Source organism: Xanthomonas sp. NCPPB 3442 (assembly GCF_056725145.1).
Genome location: NZ_CM161514.1, coordinates 2,890,174 through 2,910,250 on the forward strand (window position 1 = coordinate 2,890,174; position 20,077 = coordinate 2,910,250).

General features: G+C 65.0%; 21 protein-coding genes. 12 read left to right on the forward strand and 9 right to left on the reverse strand.

The features are described 5' to 3' along the window. Positions 1-129: 129 nt before the first annotated feature. Positions 130-624, reverse strand: coding sequence for a hypothetical protein (locus AC1POX_RS12580; RefSeq protein ID WP_039571965.1), 495 nt, complete (start codon positions 622-624; stop codon positions 130-132). A 177-nt stretch (positions 625-801) separates the two neighbouring features. Between AC1POX_RS12580 and cysS the strand changes: the two genes are divergently transcribed. From cysS to AC1POX_RS12595, 3 genes are all read left to right on the forward strand, one after another. Continuing rightward, the gene (gene cysS, locus AC1POX_RS12585) at positions 802-2,226 is read left to right on the forward strand and encodes a cysteine--tRNA ligase (protein ID WP_169306405.1); all 1,425 of its coding nucleotides are present in this window, start codon (positions 802-804) and stop codon (positions 2,224-2,226) included. Positions 2,227-2,491: 265 nt separating this feature from the next. After that, complete coding sequence (locus AC1POX_RS12590) at positions 2,492-2,929, forward strand: SufE family protein (protein ID WP_008573408.1); 438 nt, start codon at positions 2,492-2,494, stop codon at positions 2,927-2,929. Then, positions 2,926-4,176 carry an MFS transporter gene (locus AC1POX_RS12595; RefSeq protein WP_008573410.1) on the forward strand — a complete coding sequence of 417 codons (1,251 nt, stop codon included), beginning with the start codon at positions 2,926-2,928 and terminating at the stop codon, positions 4,174-4,176. The genes AC1POX_RS12590 and AC1POX_RS12595 overlap by 4 nt, the downstream gene beginning before the upstream one ends. A gap of 214 nt (positions 4,177-4,390) precedes the next feature. Here AC1POX_RS12595 and dksA read toward each other — a convergent pair whose 3' ends face one another. Beyond that, positions 4,391-4,879 (reverse strand): RNA polymerase-binding protein DksA, encoded by a 489-nt coding sequence (gene dksA, locus AC1POX_RS12600; RefSeq protein WP_223866281.1) that lies wholly within the window; start codon positions 4,877-4,879, stop codon positions 4,391-4,393. Positions 4,880-4,937: 58 nt separating this feature from the next. On the opposite strand from dksA, the gene AC1POX_RS12605 reads away from it, so the two are divergent. From AC1POX_RS12605 to eutC, 8 genes are all read left to right on the forward strand, one after another. Next, the gene (locus tag AC1POX_RS12605; RefSeq protein ID WP_029819583.1) at positions 4,938-5,516 is read left to right on the forward strand and encodes a hypothetical protein; all 579 of its coding nucleotides are present in this window, start codon (positions 4,938-4,940) and stop codon (positions 5,514-5,516) included. Further along, a complete protein-coding gene (yidD, locus tag AC1POX_RS12610; RefSeq protein WP_011347711.1) occupies positions 5,516-5,809 on the forward strand; it encodes a membrane protein insertion efficiency factor YidD in 294 nt (97 codons plus the stop codon). The genes AC1POX_RS12605 and yidD overlap by 1 nt, the downstream gene beginning before the upstream one ends. After that, positions 5,806-7,155 carry a dihydroorotase gene (locus AC1POX_RS12615; RefSeq protein ID WP_071117797.1) on the forward strand — a complete coding sequence of 450 codons (1,350 nt, stop codon included), beginning with the start codon at positions 5,806-5,808 and terminating at the stop codon, positions 7,153-7,155. Before yidD ends, AC1POX_RS12615 begins: the two co-directional genes overlap by 4 nt. Next, a complete protein-coding gene (locus AC1POX_RS12620) occupies positions 7,155-7,997 on the forward strand; it encodes a M23 family metallopeptidase (protein WP_008573419.1) in 843 nt (280 codons plus the stop codon). The genes AC1POX_RS12615 and AC1POX_RS12620 overlap by 1 nt, the downstream gene beginning before the upstream one ends. A 118-nt stretch (positions 7,998-8,115) precedes the next feature. Continuing rightward, entirely contained in the window at positions 8,116-8,616 is a 501-nt protein-coding gene (locus AC1POX_RS12625; protein ID WP_051370116.1) for a VOC family protein, read from the forward strand. 417 nt (positions 8,617-9,033) lie between these two features. After that, positions 9,034-10,398 carry an ethanolamine permease gene (gene eat / locus AC1POX_RS12630; RefSeq protein WP_008573423.1) on the forward strand — a complete coding sequence of 455 codons (1,365 nt, stop codon included), beginning with the start codon at positions 9,034-9,036 and terminating at the stop codon, positions 10,396-10,398. After that, complete coding sequence (locus AC1POX_RS12635; protein WP_031423031.1) at positions 10,395-11,804, forward strand: ethanolamine ammonia-lyase subunit EutB; 1,410 nt, start codon at positions 10,395-10,397, stop codon at positions 11,802-11,804. The genes eat and AC1POX_RS12635 overlap by 4 nt, the downstream gene beginning before the upstream one ends. Beyond that, positions 11,801-12,616, forward strand: a complete 816-nt coding sequence (eutC, locus tag AC1POX_RS12640; protein ID WP_372356224.1) for an ethanolamine ammonia-lyase subunit EutC — start codon at positions 11,801-11,803, stop codon at positions 12,614-12,616. The genes AC1POX_RS12635 and eutC overlap by 4 nt, the downstream gene beginning before the upstream one ends. Positions 12,617-12,670: 54 nt before the next feature. Here eutC and AC1POX_RS12645 read toward each other — a convergent pair whose 3' ends face one another. The 3 genes from AC1POX_RS12645 to AC1POX_RS12655 form a co-directional block, all read right to left on the reverse strand. Then, positions 12,671-12,961 carry a hypothetical protein gene (locus AC1POX_RS12645; RefSeq protein ID WP_008573429.1) on the reverse strand — a complete coding sequence of 97 codons (291 nt, stop codon included), beginning with the start codon at positions 12,959-12,961 and terminating at the stop codon, positions 12,671-12,673. Between the two features lie 93 nt (positions 12,962-13,054). After that, on the reverse strand, positions 13,055-13,936 hold the full coding sequence (locus AC1POX_RS12650; protein WP_372356225.1) for an MBL fold metallo-hydrolase: 882 nt from the start codon (positions 13,934-13,936) through the stop codon (positions 13,055-13,057). 119 nt (positions 13,937-14,055) lie between these two features. Further along, the gene (locus AC1POX_RS12655; RefSeq protein ID WP_031423038.1) at positions 14,056-14,559 is read right to left on the reverse strand and encodes a pyridoxamine 5'-phosphate oxidase family protein; all 504 of its coding nucleotides are present in this window, start codon (positions 14,557-14,559) and stop codon (positions 14,056-14,058) included. A 462-nt stretch (positions 14,560-15,021) separates the two neighbouring features. On the opposite strand from AC1POX_RS12655, the gene AC1POX_RS12660 reads away from it, so the two are divergent. Further along, on the forward strand, positions 15,022-16,161 hold the full coding sequence (locus AC1POX_RS12660; RefSeq protein ID WP_372357175.1) for a putative acyl-CoA thioester hydrolase: 1,140 nt from the start codon (positions 15,022-15,024) through the stop codon (positions 16,159-16,161). A 326-nt stretch (positions 16,162-16,487) separates the two neighbouring features. On the opposite strand, the gene AC1POX_RS12665 is transcribed toward AC1POX_RS12660, so the two are convergent. From AC1POX_RS12665 to AC1POX_RS12680, 4 genes are all read right to left on the reverse strand, one after another. Continuing rightward, positions 16,488-17,177, reverse strand: coding sequence for an isoprenoid biosynthesis enzyme family protein (locus tag AC1POX_RS12665; protein WP_014090355.1), 690 nt, complete (start codon positions 17,175-17,177; stop codon positions 16,488-16,490). A gap of 28 nt (positions 17,178-17,205) precedes the next feature. After that, positions 17,206-17,898: a phosphoglycolate phosphatase gene (locus AC1POX_RS12670; protein WP_008573441.1), complete on the reverse strand. Its 693-nt coding sequence runs from the start codon at positions 17,896-17,898 to the stop codon at positions 17,206-17,208. An 85-nt stretch (positions 17,899-17,983) separates the two neighbouring features. Beyond that, on the reverse strand, positions 17,984-18,703 hold the full coding sequence (gene ubiG, locus AC1POX_RS12675; RefSeq protein WP_008573443.1) for a bifunctional 2-polyprenyl-6-hydroxyphenol methylase/3-demethylubiquinol 3-O-methyltransferase UbiG: 720 nt from the start codon (positions 18,701-18,703) through the stop codon (positions 17,984-17,986). A 30-nt stretch (positions 18,704-18,733) separates the two neighbouring features. Then, positions 18,734-20,071, reverse strand: a complete 1,338-nt coding sequence (locus tag AC1POX_RS12680) for a TRZ/ATZ family hydrolase (RefSeq protein ID WP_338334073.1) — start codon at positions 20,069-20,071, stop codon at positions 18,734-18,736. Positions 20,072-20,077: the final 6 nt, after the last annotated feature.

Consider the following 20,077-nt stretch of genomic DNA (forward strand, 5'->3'; position numbering starts at 1 on the left):
CCGGTCGGCGGGCACGCGAGGTCATGCCGGAGGCCATCCGGGCGGCGCTGGTGTCGTGCTGAAAGGCGTTTGCTTGCATAGGGCGCGAATCCTCGCACGCATGTGGGCACGGCGCAACCGCTGCGCATCTCAGCGCGGCGGCGCGACGATGGCGTCGGGAATGTACGGCGTCACTGAGACCCGGATGCGCAGCCGATTGCCCGGATCTTCGGGCAGGCGCGAACGGTATTTGGTGCCCTTGTAGACATAGTCCACGTCGAAGGCGATCGGCCGGCGGAACTCGCGCGGCACTTCCACCACCTTGCAGTTGCGCCGCGTGCTGGTCGGCGGCACCGCAGCGGGCGCGGCCGGTTCGGGGCGACGTGAGAACATTTCCTTGACCGAATCGACCATGCGGTTGATGCGGCCCTCGTCCTCGGCCGGCGCTGCCGCAGCCTGTGCCGCCTGCTCGGCTTCGCATTGCTCTTCGATACGCGTGGCGCGAAGCGTCTGGTAGACCGGCTCGACATTGAGCACCTGCGCATAATCCAGTTTCACGTTCTCGATCACCACGACCCGGTTCTTGGGGTCGGGCTCTGCCGCATGCGCCGGAATCACTTGCCCGGCAAACGTACACAGCAGCATGAAGAACGGAGAAGGTCGCATCAGTACCGGGAACGCGCAGCCAGGCAGTACGTAAGTGTATGGAGCTTGCGGCCGCCTGGGCTGAACGCAACCCATCCGGTGGCCATCGTCGGGCTGGCGATTCGCCATCCCGCCACAACGGGCTAGAATCGCGCGATTGCCCTTTTTCGGATGCCGATGAGCCTGCGCCTGCACAACAACCTGACGCGGCGGGTCGAGCCGTTTGCGCCGCTCGATCCGTCCAGCCCCACCCTGTACGTCTGCGGTCCCACCGTCTACAACTACGCGCATATCGGCAACGCTCGCGGCCCGGTGGTCTTCGATGTGCTTGCCGCGTTGCTGCGCCGACGCTACGGCGCGCTGCGCTACGCGCGCAACATCACCGACGTGGACGACAAGATCAACGCCGCCGCGCAGGCGCAGGGCGTGCCGATTTCGACGATCACCGACCGCTTCGCGGCGATCTACCGGCAGGACATGGCAGCGCTCGGCGTGGCTCCACCGGACATCGAACCGGAGGCCACCACGCACATCCCGCAGATCGTGGCGATGATCGAGCAGCTGATCGCCACTGGGCATGCCTATGCCGCGGAAGGCCACGTGCTGTTTTCGGTCTCCAGCTTCGAGGACTACGGCAAGCTCTCGCGGCGCGACCCGGACGAAATGTTGGCCGGCGCGCGCGTGGACGTGGCGCCATACAAGCGCGACCCCGGCGACTTCGTGCTGTGGAAACCCTCCAGCGACGACCTGCCCGGCTGGCCATCGCCCTGGGGCCGCGGCCGGCCGGGTTGGCATATCGAATGCTCGGCGATGGCCGCCGCCCATCTGGGGCCGACCATCGACATCCACGCCGGCGGTGTGGACCTGCAGTTCCCGCATCACGAAAACGAGATTGCGCAGAGCGAGTGCGCGCATGGCGGTGCCACCTTTGCGCGCTTCTGGCTGCACAACGGCATGCTCAATTTCAGCGGCGCGAAGATGAGCAAGTCGCTGGGCAATATCGAAACCGTGCACGAGCTCATCGCCAGGCATCCGCCCGAAGCGCTGCGCTATGCGCTGTTGAGCGCGCACTACCGTCAGCCGCTGGACTGGTCGGATGGGTTGATCGAGCAGGCCAAGAACACGCTGGACCGCCTGTATGGAACGTTGCGGGATCTGGCTGCGCTGGAAGCCGAAAGCGGCAGCGATCCGGCGGTATCCATGACGATTCCCGCCGAGGTGGAGTCCGCTCTGGATGACGATCTCAACACGCCGCTGGCCTTGTCCGTCATGGCAAGCATCGCCTCCGATGCGCGTGCATTGCGCAGCGACCTGATGCAAAGCGGCCAAGCATCGGCGCGCATGATCGAGCTGCATGCGGCGCGCGCCAAGTTGCTCGGTGCCGGAATGGCACTGGGGTTGCTGCAACAAGACCCGGCTGCATGGTTCTCGCGCGGCACCGACGCCGGCGACGATGCACGCATCACCGCATTGGTGGAAGAACGCAGCGCGGCGAAGAAAGCCAAGGATTTCGCCCGCGCCGACGCCATCCGCAAGCAACTTGCCGACGAGGGTATCGTGCTGGAAGACACGCCGCAGGGCGTGCGTTGGAAGCGTGCTTGATCCTTCTCACGTCTTCCTGTGGGAGAAAGTGCCCCCTCAGGCGGATGAGGGTGCGCTGCGGCGACAAGCAACCGTCGGTCATGGCAAACGCGTCGCCACGCGCCAGCCAGAAAGAATGACCGACGGCCCTCGCAGGCTGCCCCGCCCTGGCACCTCATGAAAGATGCAGTGGCCACAGCGCTCCAAGGCCAGGTGCCAGTGGCGCACACCGTGCCTTCTCGCCCCGCGGGAGAGGGACTTGATCGAATTGATTCTGGATTTTTAGATGACCACCTCCCCCTTCCCGCTTGAACCGACTGCTACCGAGGCGCAGGCCGCCATTGCCGAGGAATTTTCCTTCTTTGGCGACTGGTCCGAGCGCTACCAGTACCTGATCGACCTTGGCCGCAAGTTGCCCGCCTTCCCGGAACAGTGGAAAACCGAAGAGCACCGCCTGCACGGCTGCCAATCGATGGTCTGGATCGTGCCGGAGGGCAACGCCGAGCGGCTGGATTTCCATGCCGTCAGCGATTCGGCCATTGTCTCCGGGCTGATCTACCTTGCGCTGCGCGTGTATTCCGGGCGTAGCGCGCAAGAGATCCTGGCTACCGAGCCTGACTACATCGCCGGGATCGGCCTGGCCAAGCATCTGTCGCCGACCCGCAGCAACGGCGTGGCAGCGATGCTGGCCTTCATCCGCGATACCGCGCGCGCGCAGCAGTGAGCACGCCCGCCCCATCGCCCGCCGATTCGCTGCGGACGCTGCTCGCCCATCCAGGCTTCGGCCTGGTGCTGCTGTACCGCGTGGCGGCGATGCTGTCCTACCAGATCGTCGCGGTGACGGTCGGTTGGCATATTTACGAAATGACCGGCAACCCGCTCTCGTTGGGGCTGATCGGCCTGGCGGAAATCCTGCCGTTCTTCTGCATCGCCCCCTTTGCCGGCTACCTGGTCGATCACCTGCCGCGCCGCCGGCTGGGCATGGTCGCCGTGCTGGGCTTGGTCGCAACCGCGCTGTTGCTGTTGGCGATCACGCAAGGCTGGCTGCCGGTCAAAGGCGTGTGGCCCATCTATGCCGCCATCTCGCTCACCGGCGCGGCGCGCTCTTTCTTGTCGCCGGTCTACAACGCCTTGTTCGCACGGGCGCTGCCGCGCGACGCATTCGCACGCGGCGCCAGCATCGGCAGCGTCACCTTCCAGGCCGGCATGGTGATCGGCCCGGCGCTGGGCGGCGTGCTGGTCGGCTGGGGCGGCAAGGGCCTGGCCTACGGGGTCGCCGCCAGCGTGGCGATGCTGGCGATCCTGGCGTTGGCTTTGTTGCGTGTCAGCGAGCCGGTCAGCGCCGGCCCGCGTGCGCCGATCTTCCGCAGCATCGCCGAAGGCGCGCAGTTCGTACTGTCCAACCAGATCATGCTGGGCGCCATGGCGCTGGACATGTTCTCGGTCCTGCTTGGCGGCGCGGTGTCGATGTTGCCGGCCTTCATCCACGACATCCTGCACTACGGCCCGGAAGGCCTGGGCATCCTGCGCGGTGCGCCGGCGCTGGGTTCGATCGTGGTTGGCGTGTGGCTGGCGCGGCACCCGCTGCAGCGCAATGCCGGACGCGTGCTGCTGCTGTCGGTGGCCGGCTTCGGGCTTTGCACCATCGCCTTCGGACTGTCGCGCCATTTCTGGCTGTCCGCGGCGATCCTGCTGGTGTACGGCATGTGCGATGGCGTCTCGGTGGTGGTGCGCCAGACCATCCTGCAGTTGGCCACCCCCGATGCCATGCGTGGCCGGGTGTCTTCGATCAACGGCATCTTCATCGGCTCGTCCAACGAGTTGGGCGCGTTCTACGACGGCGTCATGGCGCGCCTGGTCGGCCTGGTGCCGGCGGTGGTCATCGGCGGCTGCGTCACCCTGGGCGTGGTGGCCACCACCGCCTGGAAGGCGCCGCGCCTGCGCAAGCTGGACCTGCGCGATCTGCAGTGAGCGGCGCGATCGCGTGATTGCCGGTGCCCCCTGCGCCGCTGTGGTGGCAAGGGGCTCGTGTTGCGGACCGCGCTCACGTGCCGTGTGCAGCTGCGTGCGGCGGCGTCTCGCCAATGGGCGCTGCCTGACTATCGGCCAGGCGCCAATACAACGGATCAGGCGACCATAAAAAACCCCGCACATGGCGGGGTCTTTCGGTGAGCCAGGCGGACGATCAGTCGCCCTGCTGCTTCTGCAAGTGCTCCCAACGCTCCTGGGCATCGATGGTGCGCTCGGCAGTCAGACGCGCTTCCAGGCGGTCCAGGCCAATCTCTTCACCGGTGTCCACGCAATAGCCGTAGTCACCGTCTTCCAGACGCTTGAGCGTGCTGTCGATCTTGGAAATCAGCTTGCGGGCGCGATCACGGGCACGCAGTTCCAGCGAGTTTTCGGTCTCGCGGGTGGCACGTTCGGCTTCGTCGCCGATGTCGCGCACTTCTTCGCGCAGGTTTTCGATGGTCTGCTTGGATTCCTCCACCATCTCGTTGCGCCAGCTCTGCAGACGCTGGCGGAAATATTCCTGCTGCAACTTGTTCATGTACTCCTCGTCCGCGGAAGGCTTGTAGCCCTGCGGCAGGATCGGGCGACCGGTTGCTTCGTCGGTCTTGTACTCGACCACCTTGTACTTGGTCTTGGGAGCCGCGCTGGACGGCTTGGACGTCACGGCCACGGCCACCTTGCCGACCGGACGGGTCGCAGCAGGCTTGGCGGGGGCTTCGGTTTTGGTTGGCGTTTTTGCGGAAGATTTCGAAACGGGCACGGGATTCTTAGATGACGGGGTCGCAGGCTTTGCCGGCTTCGCAGGGACGGCCTTGGGGACCGGTGCGGGCGCGGGCTTCTCAGCCTTGACCGGGACTGACTTGGCCGGAGCCGGCTTGGTGGCCGGCTTCGGTACGGACTTGGACGCCACCGGCTTGGCGGCCGGTTTGGCGGCAGCCGGAGCTGCCTTTTTCGCCGCCGGCTTGGCAGCACTCTTGGCGACGGGTTTCACTGACTTGGGGGCTGCGGACGCGGTGGTCTTGGAAGCCGGCGCCGGCTTGGCAGCGGCCTTCTTCGCAGGTGCCTTCTTCGCGGGTGCCTTCTTGGCAGCCGGCTGCTTGGTCGGCGGTTTTGCGGCCGGTTTCGCAGCAGCGGACGTCGCTGCCTTTTTCGCAACGGGTTTGGCGGACTTCTTGGCGGCCTCTACGGCCTTTTTTGCAGGTTTTTTAGCAGCCACGAAACGCTCATCCTTGGTTCCCCCGGGGCCCGGGAAAGCGGGCCTTTATAACGTACCCCGCGGACCCCCGGCAACCACCTATTAATGCAAGTGGCATATCATTGGCAAGTGATCTCACGCCTGCTCATCGCGCTGCTGCGCGTCTACAAGCTCGTCATCAGCCCCCTGCTCGGGCCGCGTTGCCGTTTTGCACCAAGCTGCTCGGACTACGCGATGACCGCCATCGGCCGCTTCGGCCCGCTGCGCGGCAGTTGGCTTGCCGCGCGCAGGCTCGGCCGCTGTCACCCCTTCCATCCGGGCGGATTCGATCCGGTGCCCGATGCACCCGCCTCGCCCTCCCCGTCTTCTTCCTGCAGCTGCAAAGGACCCCATCCATGAGCCGAACCGTCATCGTCAACGCCCGCCTGGTCAACGAAGGCAAGGAGTTCGACGCCGATCTCCTGATCGAGGGCGGCCGCATCGCCAAGATCGACAGCAAGATCGCCCCTGCCCCTGGCGATACCGTCGTGGATGCCGCCGGACGCTGGGTGCTGCCAGGCATGATCGACGACCAGGTGCACTTCCGCGAACCTGGCCTGACCCACAAGGGCGACATCGCGACCGAATCCGGCGCCGCGGTGGCTGGTGGCCTGACCAGCTTCATGGACATGCCCAACACCAATCCGCCGACCCTGGATGCCGCCGCACTGCAGGCCAAGTACGACGCCGCTGCCGGGCGCGCCTGGGCCAACTACGGCTTCTACATGGGTGCCAGCAACGACAACCTGGCCCACATCCAGTCGCTGGACCCCAAGACTGCACCGGGCATCAAGGTGTTCATGGGCGCCTCCACCGGCAACATGCTGGTCGATAACCCGGAAACGCTGGACGCCATCTTCCGCGACGCACCCACGCCGATCATCACCCACTGCGAAGACACCCCGACCATCGACGCGACGATGGCGCAGTACAAGGAAAAGTATGGCGATGCGCTGACACCGGAGATGCACCCGGACATCCGTTCGCGTCAGGCCTGCCTGAAGTCCTCGCAGCTGGCGGTCTCGCTGGCGCGCAAGCACAACACCCGCCTGCACGTGCTGCACATTTCCACCGCCGACGAGCTGTCGCTGTTCGAAGCCGGCCCGCTGGTCGATGCCGATGGCAAGCTGCGCAAGCGCATTACCGCCGAGACCTGCATCCACTTTCTGCGCTTCGATCGCAGCGATTACGCACGACTGGGCAACCTGATCAAGTGCAACCCTGCGATCAAGGACGCCGAAGATCGTCTGGCGCTCATCGATGCGCTGGCCGAAGATGTCATCGACGTGCTCGCCACCGACCACGCCCCGCACACCTGGGAAGAAAAGCAAAAGCCCTATGCGCAGGCGCCCTCGGGCCTGCCGCTGGTGCAGTACGCGCTGGTCGCGGCACTGGAGCTGGTGCACGAAGGCAAGTTGCCGATCACCCGTATCGTGCAGAAGTTCGCGCATGCGCCGGCCCAGTTGTTCGATGTGCAAGAGCGCGGCTTCCTGCGCGAAGGCTATTTCGCCGACCTGGTGATGATCGACAACACCCCGTTTACCGTGAAGCGCGAGCAGGTGCTGTCCAAGTGCGGCTGGTCGCCATTCGAGGGCACCACCTTCCGTTCGCGCATCGCTGCGACGTGGGTCAACGGCCAGCAGGTGTGGGATGGCGAACAGCTGGTGGGCAGCGCTGCCGGCCAGCGCCTGACCTTCGACCGCTGATGCGCGCAGCCCTGTTTGGTGCCTGGTTGATCCTGGCGCCGGTCGCGCTGGTTGCAGGTCGCGCCCAAGCGCAGGGTGCGGCCGCCGCAACCGATGTCGTATTTCCGCAAAGCGCGTCGCAAGGCGCGCTGGTGATCGGCAAGGTGCCGGCAGGCAGCAAGGTGCAATATGCCGGCCGCAGCTTGCGTGTGAGCGGTTATGGAAGCGTCGTGTTCGGGATCGGCCGCGATGCGACCGGGCCCTTGCAGGTGCAGATCACCCAACCCGATGGCAGCACGCGCACCGTGAGCATCGCAGTAACGCCGCGCGACTGGCCGGTGGAACGCGTCAATGGCGTGCCGCCGAAGACGGTCAACCCGCCGGCCGAGATTGCCGCGCGCATCAAACGCGAACAGGCGCAGGTCACGGCGGCGCGCGACCGCGATGACGCACGCACCGATTTCGCCCAACCCTTCATCTGGCCGGTGCAGGGACGTATCAGCGGCCGCTTCGGCAATGCACGCGTGTACAACGGCCAGCCGGGCGCCGGCCATTCGGGCATGGACATCGCCGTGCCCACCGGCACCCCGGTGAAGGCACCGGCTGCCGGCGTGGTGACGTTCGCGGCGCCGGACCTGTATCTCACCGGCGGCACGGTGCTGCTGGATCACGGCTTCGGGGTGAGCTCGAATTTCCTGCACTTGTCGCGTATCGACGTGAAGGTGGGCGACCGGGTCGAGCAAGGCCAGGTGATTGCCGCGGTTGGTGCCACTGGGCGTGCCACCGGGCCGCATCTGCATTGGGGGATGAACTGGTTCGACACCCGCATCGATCCGTTGCTGGTGCTTGAGCGGACGAAGTAGAGCGTTCGAAAGATCGCCTCTTTGACGTGCGGTGGCATTGAAGACGCTGTTCTACGCTTCCTAGAAGAGCCTGCTTGGCCAGCCCGGTCTTCTGCTGACTCGAGTTTCCCTCACACCAATTATCGCGTCCCGGACGTACTGGAACGGAGCCGCAACAGTGGATGGCAATGCAGGCGTGGCCAACGTTGATCACATCGGGTTTGCCGTTTCATCTCTTGACGAGGCGATCCGGTTCTGGACCGAGGCCCTGGGGTTTACGCTCGAACGACAGGCACAGATGGGCGGCGATTTCCTGCATCAGGTCACCGGCGTGGATGATCCGAGCGTGCGAACGGCAATCGTGAAGGCTCCGGACGGATTCATCGTCGAGTTGCTGCAATATTCCAAAGGTCGTCGGAATGGGCAGTCGCCGGACAGCGCGGGTGCGATCGGGGCCGCCCATCTGGCGCTGACCGTCCGGGACATCCATGCGGCCATCTGCCGTGTCGAGGCGGCCGGATGGAAGGCGAAGGGCAAGCCGCTGCCGATTCCGGGAGGTCCGAGAACAGGAACGCTCACCGCCTACGTGTCCGGTCCCGACCATATTTCCATCGAGTTCATGCAGCCCGCTGGACCGTGACAGAACCGGCGCGCCCCGACTACCGGCGCAGTCGTCAGGGGGATGACACCGAATGGTCGCATCCCCGCCCCGTTGATGGACCATGATCCCGATCCGCCTTAGCGTGCGGCTGCAGAGTCATTCTGCGATGACCCCACTATTTGATGCATCGCGACCACTGGATCAGGCCCCCTCGATTTAACAACGGGCCACACCCTGCGACGACAGAAGAAAAACGCAACCCACGACCATTGCGCCGGAACGCTACACACCCGGTCGGCGGCGACCTACCCGTCGTGCTTGTGTCCGCCAGCGGGCTTTGCGGTATAACCGAAACGACCGTCGTGCGTCGCTGCAGGTGGACGCTTGGGCTGCCGACGGTCGGTCCGTCGCTTCGGCGTCGGGCGTGCTTCATCTCCCCTCCCCCGACTGCAGGAGATGTGCGACATGCGCAACGAGCACCTCAAACCGACCCTGGGTACCTGGCAGTTGTGGGGCATCGCGGTGGGGCTGGTGATTTCAGGCGAGTATTTCGGCTGGAGTTACGGCTGGGGCACCGCCGGTACGCTCGGCTTTCTGGTGACCACGCTGCTGGTCGCAGTGATGTACACCTGTTTCATCTTCAGCTTCACCGAATTGACCACCGCCATTCCCAATGCGGGCGGGCCCTTCGCCTACAGCCTGCGCGCGTTCGGGACCTATGGCGGCATGCTGGCAGGCCTGGCCACGTTGATCGAATTCGTGTTCGCGCCGCCGGCTATCGCGATGGCGATCGGCGCGTATCTGAATGTGCAGTACCCCACGCTGGATCCGCGTCTTGCAGCGGTTGGCGCCTACCTGGTCTTCATGAGCTTGAACATTGTCGGCGTGGCGATTGCAGCCACCTTCGAGCTGATCGTGACCTTGCTGGCGGTGATCGAACTACTGGTGTTCATGGGCGTGGTGGCACCGGGTTTCAGCGTGGCGCGCTTTGCCGCCAACGGCTGGGCCGGCAGCGACGGCTTCGGGCCGGCCGCCATTTCCGGCATCTTCGCTGCGATCCCGTTTGCGATCTGGTTCTTCCTGGCGATCGAAGGGGCGGCGATGGCGGCCGAAGAAGCCAAAGACCCCAGGCGCACGATTCCGCGCGCCTACATCGCCGGCATTCTCACCCTGGTGGTGTTGGCGCTGGGCGTGATGGTGTTTGCCGGCGGCGTCGGCGACTGGCGCCAGCTTTCCAACATCAACGATCCGCTGCCGCAGGCGATGAAGGCCGTCGTCGGCAACAGTTCCACCTGGTTGCACATGCTGGTGTGGATCGGCTTGTTCGGGTTGGTGGCGAGTTTCCACGGCATCATCCTGGGCTATTCGCGTCAGTTCTTTGCGCTGGCGCGTGCCGGTTTCCTGCCACATGGGCTGGCCAGGCTCTCGCGTTTTCGCACGCCGCATCGCGCCATCCTGGCCGGCGGCGTCATCGGCATCGCCGCGATCTGCAGCGACAGCGTGGTCAAGATCCAGGGCATGTCATTGACCGCAGCGATGATCACCATGTCGGTGTTCGGCGCGATCGTGATGTATGTGATGAGCATGCTCAGCCTGTTCAGGCTGCGTCGCGCCGAACCGGGATTGGAGCGTAGTTTCCGCGCACCGTGGTACCCGGTGGTGCCGGCCATTGCGCTGCTGCTGGCACTGGTGTGCCTGGTGGCGATGGTGTGGTTCAACCCGATCGTGGCATTGATCTTCCTGGGCCTGCTGCTGTTCGGCGCGGCGTGTTGCGTCCTGAGCCTGCGCACGCAACACACGCCTGTGGCCAGCGCCGGATGAGCGGGTTTGCCTTCACCGCAGGCGGCGAACGCTTTCAGTTTGCCGATCTGAAGCAGCTGCTGGCCAAGGCGACGCCTGCGCGCTCCGGCGACCAGCTGGCCGGTCTTGCCGCCGACTCCGGTCTGCAGCGCGTGGCCGCACAGATGGCGCTGGCCGATCTGCCGCTACGGCACTTCCTCGACGAAGCAGTGGTACCGTATGAAGCAGACGAAGTCACCCGGCTGATCATCGACCAGCACGATGCCGCTGCATTTGCCGCCGTGGCGCATCTCACCGTGGGCGGCTTTCGCGATTGGCTGCTGAGTGCGCAGGCCGACGAAGCTGCATTGACCGCGTTGGCACCCGGCCTGACGCCGGAAATGGTGGCCGCGGTGTCCAAATTGATGCGGGTGCAGGACCTGATCCTGGTGGCGCAGAAAACGCGGGTCGTCACCCGCTTTCGCAACACGCTGGGGTTGCGCGGACGCCTGTCGACACGCCTGCAGCCCAACCACCCCACCGATGATGCCACCGGCATCGCCGCCAGCGTGCTCGACGGCTTGTTGTACGGCAACGGCGATGCGGTGATCGGCATCAACCCGGCCAGCGACAGCCTGGCCGCAACCACGGCCCTGTTGCGCATGCTCGATGCGGTGATCAGTGGGTATCAGATTCCCACGCAATCGTGCGTGCTTGCGCACATCACCACCACCATCGAAGCGATCGGCCGCGGCGTGCCGGTGGATCTGGTGTTTCAGTCCATCGCCGGCACCGAGGCGGCCAATGCCAGCTTCGGCATCAACCTGGCCTTGCTGCAGGAAGGGTATGAAGCGGGCCTGTCGTTGCGTCGCGGCAACGTCGGCGACAACGTGATGTACTTCGAAACCGGCCAGGGCAGCGCGTTGTCGGCCAATGCGCACCACGGCGTGGATCAACAGACCTGCGAGGTGCGCGCCTATGCGGTAGCGCGCCACTACAAACCGCTGCTGGTAAACACCGTGGTGGGCTTCATCGGGCCGGAATATCTCTACGACGGCAAGCAGATCGTCCGCGCCGGGCTGGAGGACCACTTCTGCGGCAAGTTGCTCGGCGTGCCGATGGGCTGCGACATCTGCTACACCAACCATGCCGAAGCCGATCAAGACGACATGGACGTGTTGCTCACCCTGCTCGGTACTGCCGGCATCAACTTCATCATGGGCATCCCCGGCTCGGACGATGTGATGTTGAACTACCAGACCACCTCGTTTCACGATGCGCTGTATGCGCGCCAGGCACTCGGCCTGCGCGCCGCACCCGAGTTCGAACGATGGCTGGAGCAGCACGACATCCTGCGGCTGCGCGATGGCCGCTTCGAACTTGGCAGCGAGGTACCGGCGCCATTTCGGCGTGCATTGGCACAGGCCAGCGGTAGAGCGGCGCCATGAGCGCACCCTCCACACCGCCCTGCGATGCCTGGGCGCACCTGCGCCAACGGACGCCAGCGCGCATTGCGCTGGGCCGGGTGGGGACCAGCCTGCCTACGGACGCGCACCTGGAGTTCCAGCTGGCGCATGCGCAGGCACGCGATGCGGTGCATCTGGCATTCGACCCGGCACCGCTGCAGGCCGCGCTGGAGCAACGCGGGCGCAGCAGCATCCTGCTGCAGAGCGCTGCCACCGATCGTCATCAGTATCTGCAACGTCCCGATCTGGGACGGCGCCTGGCCGAAGAAGCCGCCGCCCAGCTACGCGGCCTCACGGCCGTGCATGGCGGCGGACAGGATGTTGCGGTGGTCATCGCCGATGGGCTGTCTGCGCTGGCCGTGCATCGGCATGCCGCGCGCATGCTCGACCAGATCGATGCACTGGCATCGCAGGAAGGCTGGTCGCTCGCGCCGGTGGTGCTGGTGGCGCAAGGGCGCGTGGCGATCGGCGATGAGGTCGGCGAACTGCTCAACGCACGCGCCGTGATCGTGCTGATCGGCGAAAGGCCGGGCCTTAGCTCGCCCGACAGCCTGGGCCTGTATCTCACCTACACGCCCCGCGTCGGGCTCACCGATGCAGCGCGCAACTGCATTTCCAACATTCGCGCCGAAGGACTGAGTTATGCCGAGGCGACCCACAAATTGGCGTATCTGCTGCGCGAGGTATTTCGCCGCAGGCTCTCTGGCGTGCAGTTGAAAGACGAAGCCGAACAACCTGCGTCGCTGGCAGGGCCTGCCGACATCGCGCCGCGCACGTTCTTGCTGCCGGACTGAACTGCGCGGCGTGTACTGACCAGGAGTCACACCGCGCAATTCGCAATCAATCCGTCACTTCAATGCCCCATCCTGCGTATTGCTGGCGGCATAGGTGCTGGTTTGCAGTTCGTTGTCATGCGGATGACGTAAGGCGTTGCGTACATCATCGGGAAGCTTGTCGACATCCAGCATCACCTTTCCCGAGTGCACATCACGCACCACCGAGGCAGGCAGCACGAAGTCGCCGCCATTTTCGATATTGATGACCAGTTCGTCCCCATCGTTGCGGATGTCGCGGACGGCACCGACGCCGACTTCGCCATCGCGTAGAAATACCATCTGGCCAATTTCGATCTGCTGCATGTTCAATCTCCTGGAATGGCGTCATCACGCAAGCGCGCTGTGCCGGTGGCAGATCATCGCGCTGCGGTGCGTTGGCGCGTGGTGAAGCGCGGATCACTGCGGCGTGGGTGCGTGCAGCAAGGCGCCGCTCGGCAGGCGGGCCGGCTGCCCGGCAATACGCTCGAACTCGCTCACATCGTGCGAACAGAACACTTCCACCTCACTTGCATGCTGTTGCCGTAGAGCGCGCAGGCGCTGCTGGTTGCTCAAGCGCGCGGCGCGGTCCTTCTCCAGCATCCATTGATATGCGCGCAGCCCTGGCGTGCAGTAAGGCGCGTCCGGATCCATTTCGCGATGGAAGAAATATGCATCGCCTGCCAGCAGCAGCCATCGTGCCGGCGTGTGCACCGCAACCGCGGCATGACCCAGCGTGTGCCCGGGAAGCGGCACCATCAGAAGCTCTGGCGGTAATCCATGCAGGTCGCGCACGCACTCCAGCCCCATCCAGCGCTCGCCTGCTGCACCGTCGTAGGTGCGCCACTGCCCGCGCGTAGACCACTGTTGCGGACGAAAGCGTTGGCGATCCATCCAGGTGCGCTGTGCCAGTGCGGCATCGCGTTCGCTCGTCATCAGGTGCACGCGCGCATGCGGAAAGTCGTCCAGCCCGCCGGCGTGGTCGAAATCCAGATGGGTCAGCACGATGTGCCGCACATCGCGCGGGTCCAGCCCCAGCCGTTGTATCTGCCGGATTGCGGTCATCTCCTCGCGCAAATCCGGCTTGACCAGGGCCAGAAAAAACCGACTCAGGCGCGCACGTGGCTCGGCCACATCGCGCAGGCCGAAACCGGTATCGATCAGTACCAACCCGGCGCTGGTTTCCACCAACAAGCAATGGCAACACAGATGGCCGCGATCCAGGACGCCTGGCGTACGTCCGTCCATGAGATGGCCGCCCAGCGGACAGGTGGAGATGCAGTTGAAGTGATGCACGCGCATCGGCACGCTCCGCTTGGCGGGCCAGCGTGGCAATGCGACCGTCGCACAGCGGTGAGCGGAGCAAATCGCGCAACCAGTGCGCACACGCCACCTTGACGGTGGCGCGTGCGCCCCAGATTTCAGCGCAGCGGAACGTCCGCCACCTTGTCCTGATAATCCTTCTTCGGGTCGACGCCCAACAACACCTTGATCCCTGCCAGCAGGCTCGACTCGTTGAGCCAGATCTGCGCATGGTCGGCGTCTAGGCGCAGCAGCGCCAAGTTCGGATCGGTCTTGCCGCCTTCGTACCACGCAGCGACATATGGATTCCACAACCGGTCGACCATGGCCGGGTCGGTGTCTTCGCGCAGCGAGCCGCTGATGCTGGCGAACAAATCGTGGCCCTTGCTGCTGAAGGCGCCGATGACGCGGCGGCCCTGCCCCAGCATGGTGATCAACGCGTTGTCCTTGGATGTAAAGAACCAGATCGGTCCACCGCTATCGCCTTCGATCTGTGCGGTCATCGGACGCGCATGACCGTCTTCGACACCGTCCAGGCCCAGCATCACGGTGCGATCGGATTTGAGCGCCTTCCAGAATTTTTCCTGCAACTCTTTGGTGTCTGCCATTTCGATTCCTGACATGCGCGTGTACGCGGGTGAGTCAGTCTGAAAGGCCCTGCGCCCACGGCATGTGAGGACGCATCTCGAATCGCCGTCATTGTGCAACCGCAATATGGTCCGCGTGCGCACATGGCCTGTAGCGCCAGTACCGGCCCGCAAAGCGTGACCGATTCGCAGTTCCGGCACATTGGCCGATACGTCATCAGCCGAAAAACGAACACGGCAGTAGGATCGGCCGGCCGCTGGTGCGGCACGAACGAGAACCGCGCATGGCAACGACCGTCGTTGCACCTGCGCTGCATTGCTTCCGAATCCTGAAGCGGCCGGACACCTGTTGCGATCGTTTATCAGGCGAGCGCGCACCGGCGTCGTCGTCGCTCCTGGCTTGCCGGCATCTGCAGCGTATTGCGCATACGTCCCCTTCTGAGAGAGCGCCACCACATGTCTGCAACGCACATCCGTTCGACCTGTCTCGCTGCCGCAGTGCTGAGCCTTGTTAGCGCCACTGCGCTGGCATTGACCGGCACTGCCACACGGCCGCAACTCACCAGCAGCGAAGCGAGCAGTTATACGATCGCCAAAGCCTTGGCCAAAGCCGGGCCGATCAGCGCATTGGTGACCGATAACTGGAACCCCACCGCAGGTGTCGCCCTACTCAGTGCCGATTACGCAGTGGCGGCCGACGGCTCAACACGCTACCGCACCGTGCAATCTGCCATCGACGCTGCCGTGGCTGCCGGCGGCACCACACGTCGCTATATCAGCATCAAGGCGGGCACTTACACCGAGCTGGTCTGCGTGCCGAACAATGCGCCACCGCTGACGCTGTTCGGGCTGGGCACAAATACCGGCGACACCGTCATCCGCTTCAACAATGCCAACCCCACTCCCAAGCCAGCCGGCACCGCAAGCCACCCGTGTGCGAGCAATGCGTCGGCGACCACGGTTGGCACCTCCAACAGCGCGACGTTCACCGTGCGCGCGGCGAATTTCGAGGCGCGCCACCTGCGCGTGGACAACAACTATGTGGAAGGCACCTACACCGACAACAATCAATCGGCGGTGGCGCTGGCTGTGCGTGGCGACAAGGCCAACTTCCAGGATGTCCTGGTGACCGGCAACCAGGACACCTTGTTGATCAGCGCGACCAGCGCGTCCAATGTGATCCGGGCGTATTTCAAGAACAGCACCATCGAAGGCGATGTCGATTTCATCTTCGGCTCCGGCGTCGGTGTTTTCGATGGCGCCACCATCCGTTCCACCGGCGCACGCCTGGGCAGCAGCCGCGGCGGCTATATTTTTGCGCCCAGCACGCGTCCTGGCAGCAGCTACGGATTTCTGGCGATCAACAGCAGCTTTACCGGTGTCTCCGGCTCCCCGGGCAACAACACCTATCTTGGACGTGCGTGGGACGAGAGCGTCGGCAGCCTGAGCTCTTACGTCAACGGCACTTCGCCCAACGGCCAGGTGACGGTACGTGACTCGACCCTGGGCAGCCATATCCGCAAGACCGCGCCATGGAATGCATCAACGGTCGGCCGCCCGTATTGCAGCAGCAACTGCACCAATTCGGCCAACCGTTTCTACGAATACAACAATAGCGGTCCCGGCGCGGCCAATTGAGTCGATGCTTCACCGCAACTGCGCCGCAAGCCGGGCATTGCCCGTGCTTGCGGCCTCGCGCGTCGAGCCGGAATTCCTGCCGGGATCCCTGCGTGTGCGTGGCGTCGCGCGGGTCGTCTCGGCCGCGACAACGGCAGCGCACCGGCTGCCGATAAGAGGGCGTGCGAACGGCCTGACTGCGTCGCAAGGCCTACGCACGATTGGCGCTGTCATTACCTTAGCGCTGTGCTGCCAATCGGCCCGCTCCGAACACGACAGACTGGGCCGCCGCGCCCGTCACGCCACACACGCGCATGCTGCGCACGCAGCTGACGTACCGGCGCCGCTTAATCGGTGCCGCTGGCGGCACGCCAGCTATGCCAGAGCTGTTGCATCGGCGGCGGGTACGCAGGCTTGCCCGCCAGCTCGCGCTGCAAGCGCAGCCGTGCCAGACGCGACCACACCCGGTGCGGCCGCGCCAACGCGACCTTGCGCGGCCAGGCCTGCAACAGCTGCGTGCGCCAGGCGGACGTGGCAACGCCACCGGGCGCTGCGCCGTCGCCGGCCACGCGTTGGCGTGCATCCAGCCATTGCACCGCCACCGCAGTGGCATCGCCAGGCCGTGCCCGTGCGAACAGCACCGCTTCCACCGCAATCACCGCCTCGGCGAACGTGCGCAGTGCCCCTAGCGCGTGCTGCAGCGATTGTGGCTGGACGCGCGCGGCCTGCATGGCCGGCAAGGTGTCGGCCAGCTGTGACCACGGCGCACGCACCGGTTCAAGCACGCGCCCCAACGGATGGCGCGAGCGCTGGCTGGACCAGTCACGCAGCTCCTGCTGCCACCACGCCAGCTTGGCATCGGCCGGCAACGGGTCGCCGGCGATATTCATGATGTCTTCCCATTCCTGCAGCAACGCGAACCAGGCAACTGCCAGACGGCGTTGCGGCTCGGGCACGAACGGTTCGGCAACCGACCATTCCGGCCAGCGGGTGGCCCACTTGTCGAGAAAACTGTCGAGCGCGCTGGATTGGCTCATGGCGGGTCCGGAAAAATACGAAGAAAGATCAGATCTGCGGCCACGTTGCCGCATTCCAAAGTGCCTGCGGCTGCTCGACCAGCACATCGGCCTGCCAGTGCGTCGGGTCGTCGTCGTCCAGACGATAGCCCCACAACGCCGCGACCGACGCCATCGCCGCCGCGCGCGCAGCCACGATGTCGCGCTCATCGTCGCCCACATACACGCATTGCGCAGGTGCAACGCCGATGCGTTCTGCGGCTATCACCAGCGGCAACGGATGCGGTTTGCGCTCGGCCAGCGTGTCGCCACCAATCAGCACCGCGCAGCGCTGCTCCCAGCCCAACTGCGGCAGGATCAGGCGTGCCAGATATTCGGGCTTGTTGGTGACGATGCCCCACACGCAGCCGGCATCCTCCAGCCGCACCAGCATCTGTTCGATGCCATCGAACAGCTGCGATTGCGTGCCGATCAGGCCTTCGTAGCGCTGCAGGAATTCCGGCACCAGCGCCGCGCACGCCGCGGCATCGAGCTCGGCAAAGGCCACGCCGAGCATCGCACGCGCACCTTTGGAAACCACCGGGCGCAGCGACGCCAACGCAAGTGGTGCACGCCCACGCGCATCCAGCATGGCGTTGACTGTCGCCAGCATGTCCGGCGCGCTGTCCAGCAAGGTGCCATCCAGATCGAACAACACCGTGCGCGGGAAACTCACCACAGCGCCACGGGCCTGCAACTGCATGCACTCCACCCGAAACGAGAAAATCTCAAACCCTCAGCCAACCGCCTTTGCGATTCCTGACTCCCGATTCCCGATTCCCCGCCCATCACGGCTTCACCGCATACGCCAGGTAATTCACCTCAGTACGCGAGGACAGGCGGGCGCGATTGCGCCACGGCTCGTACAGCATGCCGCTGACGTCTTCGAGCTGCAGCCCGGCGTTGCGCAGCCACGCCGCAAGCTCGGCCGGCTTGATGAAATCCTTGTAGTGGTGCGTGCCCTTGGGCAGCAGGCGCGCGATGTATTCGGCGCCCACCACCGCCAGCGCGAACGCGGCAGGGGTGCGATTGAGCGTGGACAGGAACAGCTTGCCGCCCGGCTTGAGCAGGCTGGCGCAGGCACGGATGATCGCGGTCGGATCCGGCACGTGTTCGAGCATTTCCATGCAGGTCACCGCATCGAAGCTGCCCGGCTGTTCGGCGGCCAGGTCTTCCACCGATTGCACGCGATAGTCGACCTGCACGCCCGATTCCAGGCTGTGCAGACGCGCCACCTTCACCAGTTCCGGCGCCAGGTCGATCGCAGTCACCTGCGCGCCCAGACGTGCCATCGATTCGCTGAGCAAACCGCCACCGCAGCCGACATCGAGCACGCGCGCACCGGCAAGTTCCAGCCGCGCGGACACATACTCCAGACGCACAGGATTGAGCGCATGCAGCGGCTTCTGCGGGCCGTCGGCATCCCACCAGCGGTTGGCCAGCGCGGCGAATTTATCCAGCTCGCTCTGATGGAAATTGCTGGATTTGGCGTGCGTATTCGAATTCATGCGGGGGCTCCGTGATGCGGTGACGCGCGCTCAGGCGCGGACGGTGCAGATGCGTTCGCGCCACTGCCGCGCATTGGCGAGAAGGGCGGCGGTATCCATGTCGATGAGCTCGCGCTGTACCAGTTTGGGCTTTCCGGCGATCCACACATCGGTGACCTGATGGCGGCCAGCCGCGTAGATCAGCTGCGACAGCACATGATGCAGCGGCTGGGTTTCCAGTGCAGACAGGTCCACGCAGACCAGGTCGGCCTGCTTGCCGACCTCGATCGAGCCGATCCTGTCGCCGAAGCCCAAGGCACGCGCGCCGCCTAACGTGGCCGCACGCAAGGTGGTCGCGGCGTCCAGCGCGGTCGCATCGTTGGCCACGGCCTTGGCCAGAATGGCGGCGGTACGGTTTTCGCTGAACATGTCCAGGTCGTTGTTGCTGGCGCAGCCGTCGGTGCCGATGGCCAGATTCACGCCCGCACGCTGCAGCGCGCATGCCGGGCAAAAGCCCGAAGCGAGCTTGAGATTGGATTCGGGGCAATGCACCACGCTGACGCCGCGCTCGGCGCACAGATGGATTTCCGCATCGGTGAGCTGGGTCATGTGCACCGCGATCAGGCGGTCGTTGACCAGGCCCAGGCGATCCAGCCGCGCCAGCGGGCGCTGGCCGTACTGCTTGATCGAATCGGCCACTTCCTGCGCGGTTTCGTGCGTATGCAGATGCACCGGGATGTCGAGCTGGTCGGCCAGCATGCGTACGCGTTCGAAGTTGGCATCGTTCACGGTATACGGCGCATGCGGCGCGAACGCGGTGCTGATCAACGGATCGTCGCGCCATTGGTCGTGCAGTTCGCCGGCACGCGCGAAGTATTCGTCGTCCGACGATGCCCATGCGGTCGGGAAATCGATGATCACCGCGCCCACCAGCGCACGGAAGCCGTGCTGCTTGTAGACGGCCGCCTGCACATCGGCGAAGAAGTAGTTTTCGTTAACGCAGGTCGTACCACCGCGCAGCATTTCGGCGATTGCCAGCGTGGTGCCATCAGCCACGAATTCCGGCCCGATCACCGCCGCTTCCACCGGCCAGATGTGCTGCTGCAACCACACCATCAGCGGCAGGTCGTCGGCGACGCCGCGCAGCAGCGTCATCGGATTATGCGTATGCGCATTGACCAGTCCCGGCATCAACGCCGCATCGGGCCGCGACACGGTCTGCTTGGGCGCAAAACGCGTGCGTGCTTCGGCAGCCGGCAGCACGGCAACGATGACGCCGTGACTGACCGCGACCGCGTGGTCTTCCAGCACCACCGCATGCGGTTCGATCGGCACGACGTAGCCGGCCTCGATCAGCAGGTCGCAGGGTTCGGGCGGAGCGTTGGTCATGAGTGG

Coding starts and splice junctions, on each gene's coding strand:
- AC1POX_RS12580 (WP_039571965.1), bottom strand. CDS start 624: ATGCTGCTGTGTACGTTTGCCGGGCAAGTGATTCCGGCGCATGCGGCA.
- cysS (WP_169306405.1), top strand. CDS start 802: ATGAGCCTGCGCCTGCACAACAACCTGACGCGGCGGGTCGAGCCGTTT.
- AC1POX_RS12590 (WP_008573408.1), top strand. CDS start 2,492: ATGACCACCTCCCCCTTCCCGCTTGAACCGACTGCTACCGAGGCGCAG.
- yidD (WP_011347711.1), top strand. CDS start 5,516: ATGCAAGTGGCATATCATTGGCAAGTGATCTCACGCCTGCTCATCGCG.
- AC1POX_RS12615 (WP_071117797.1), top strand. CDS start 5,806: ATGAGCCGAACCGTCATCGTCAACGCCCGCCTGGTCAACGAAGGCAAG.
- AC1POX_RS12620 (WP_008573419.1), top strand. CDS start 7,155: ATGCGCGCAGCCCTGTTTGGTGCCTGGTTGATCCTGGCGCCGGTCGCG.
- eat (WP_008573423.1), top strand. CDS start 9,034: ATGTGCGACATGCGCAACGAGCACCTCAAACCGACCCTGGGTACCTGG.
- AC1POX_RS12635 (WP_031423031.1), top strand. CDS start 10,395: ATGAGCGGGTTTGCCTTCACCGCAGGCGGCGAACGCTTTCAGTTTGCC.
- eutC (WP_372356224.1), top strand. CDS start 11,801: ATGAGCGCACCCTCCACACCGCCCTGCGATGCCTGGGCGCACCTGCGC.
- AC1POX_RS12645 (WP_008573429.1), bottom strand. CDS start 12,961: ATGCAGCAGATCGAAATTGGCCAGATGGTATTTCTACGCGATGGCGAA.
- AC1POX_RS12650 (WP_372356225.1), bottom strand. CDS start 13,936: ATGCGCGTGCATCACTTCAACTGCATCTCCACCTGTCCGCTGGGCGGC.
- AC1POX_RS12655 (WP_031423038.1), bottom strand. CDS start 14,559: ATGTCAGGAATCGAAATGGCAGACACCAAAGAGTTGCAGGAAAAATTC.
- AC1POX_RS12665 (WP_014090355.1), bottom strand. CDS start 17,177: ATGAGCCAATCCAGCGCGCTCGACAGTTTTCTCGACAAGTGGGCCACC.
- AC1POX_RS12670 (WP_008573441.1), bottom strand. CDS start 17,898: ATGCAGTTGCAGGCCCGTGGCGCTGTGGTGAGTTTCCCGCGCACGGTG.
- ubiG (WP_008573443.1), bottom strand. CDS start 18,703: ATGAATTCGAATACGCACGCCAAATCCAGCAATTTCCATCAGAGCGAG.
- AC1POX_RS12680 (WP_338334073.1), bottom strand. CDS start 20,071: ATGACCAACGCTCCGCCCGAACCCTGCGACCTGCTGATCGAGGCCGGC.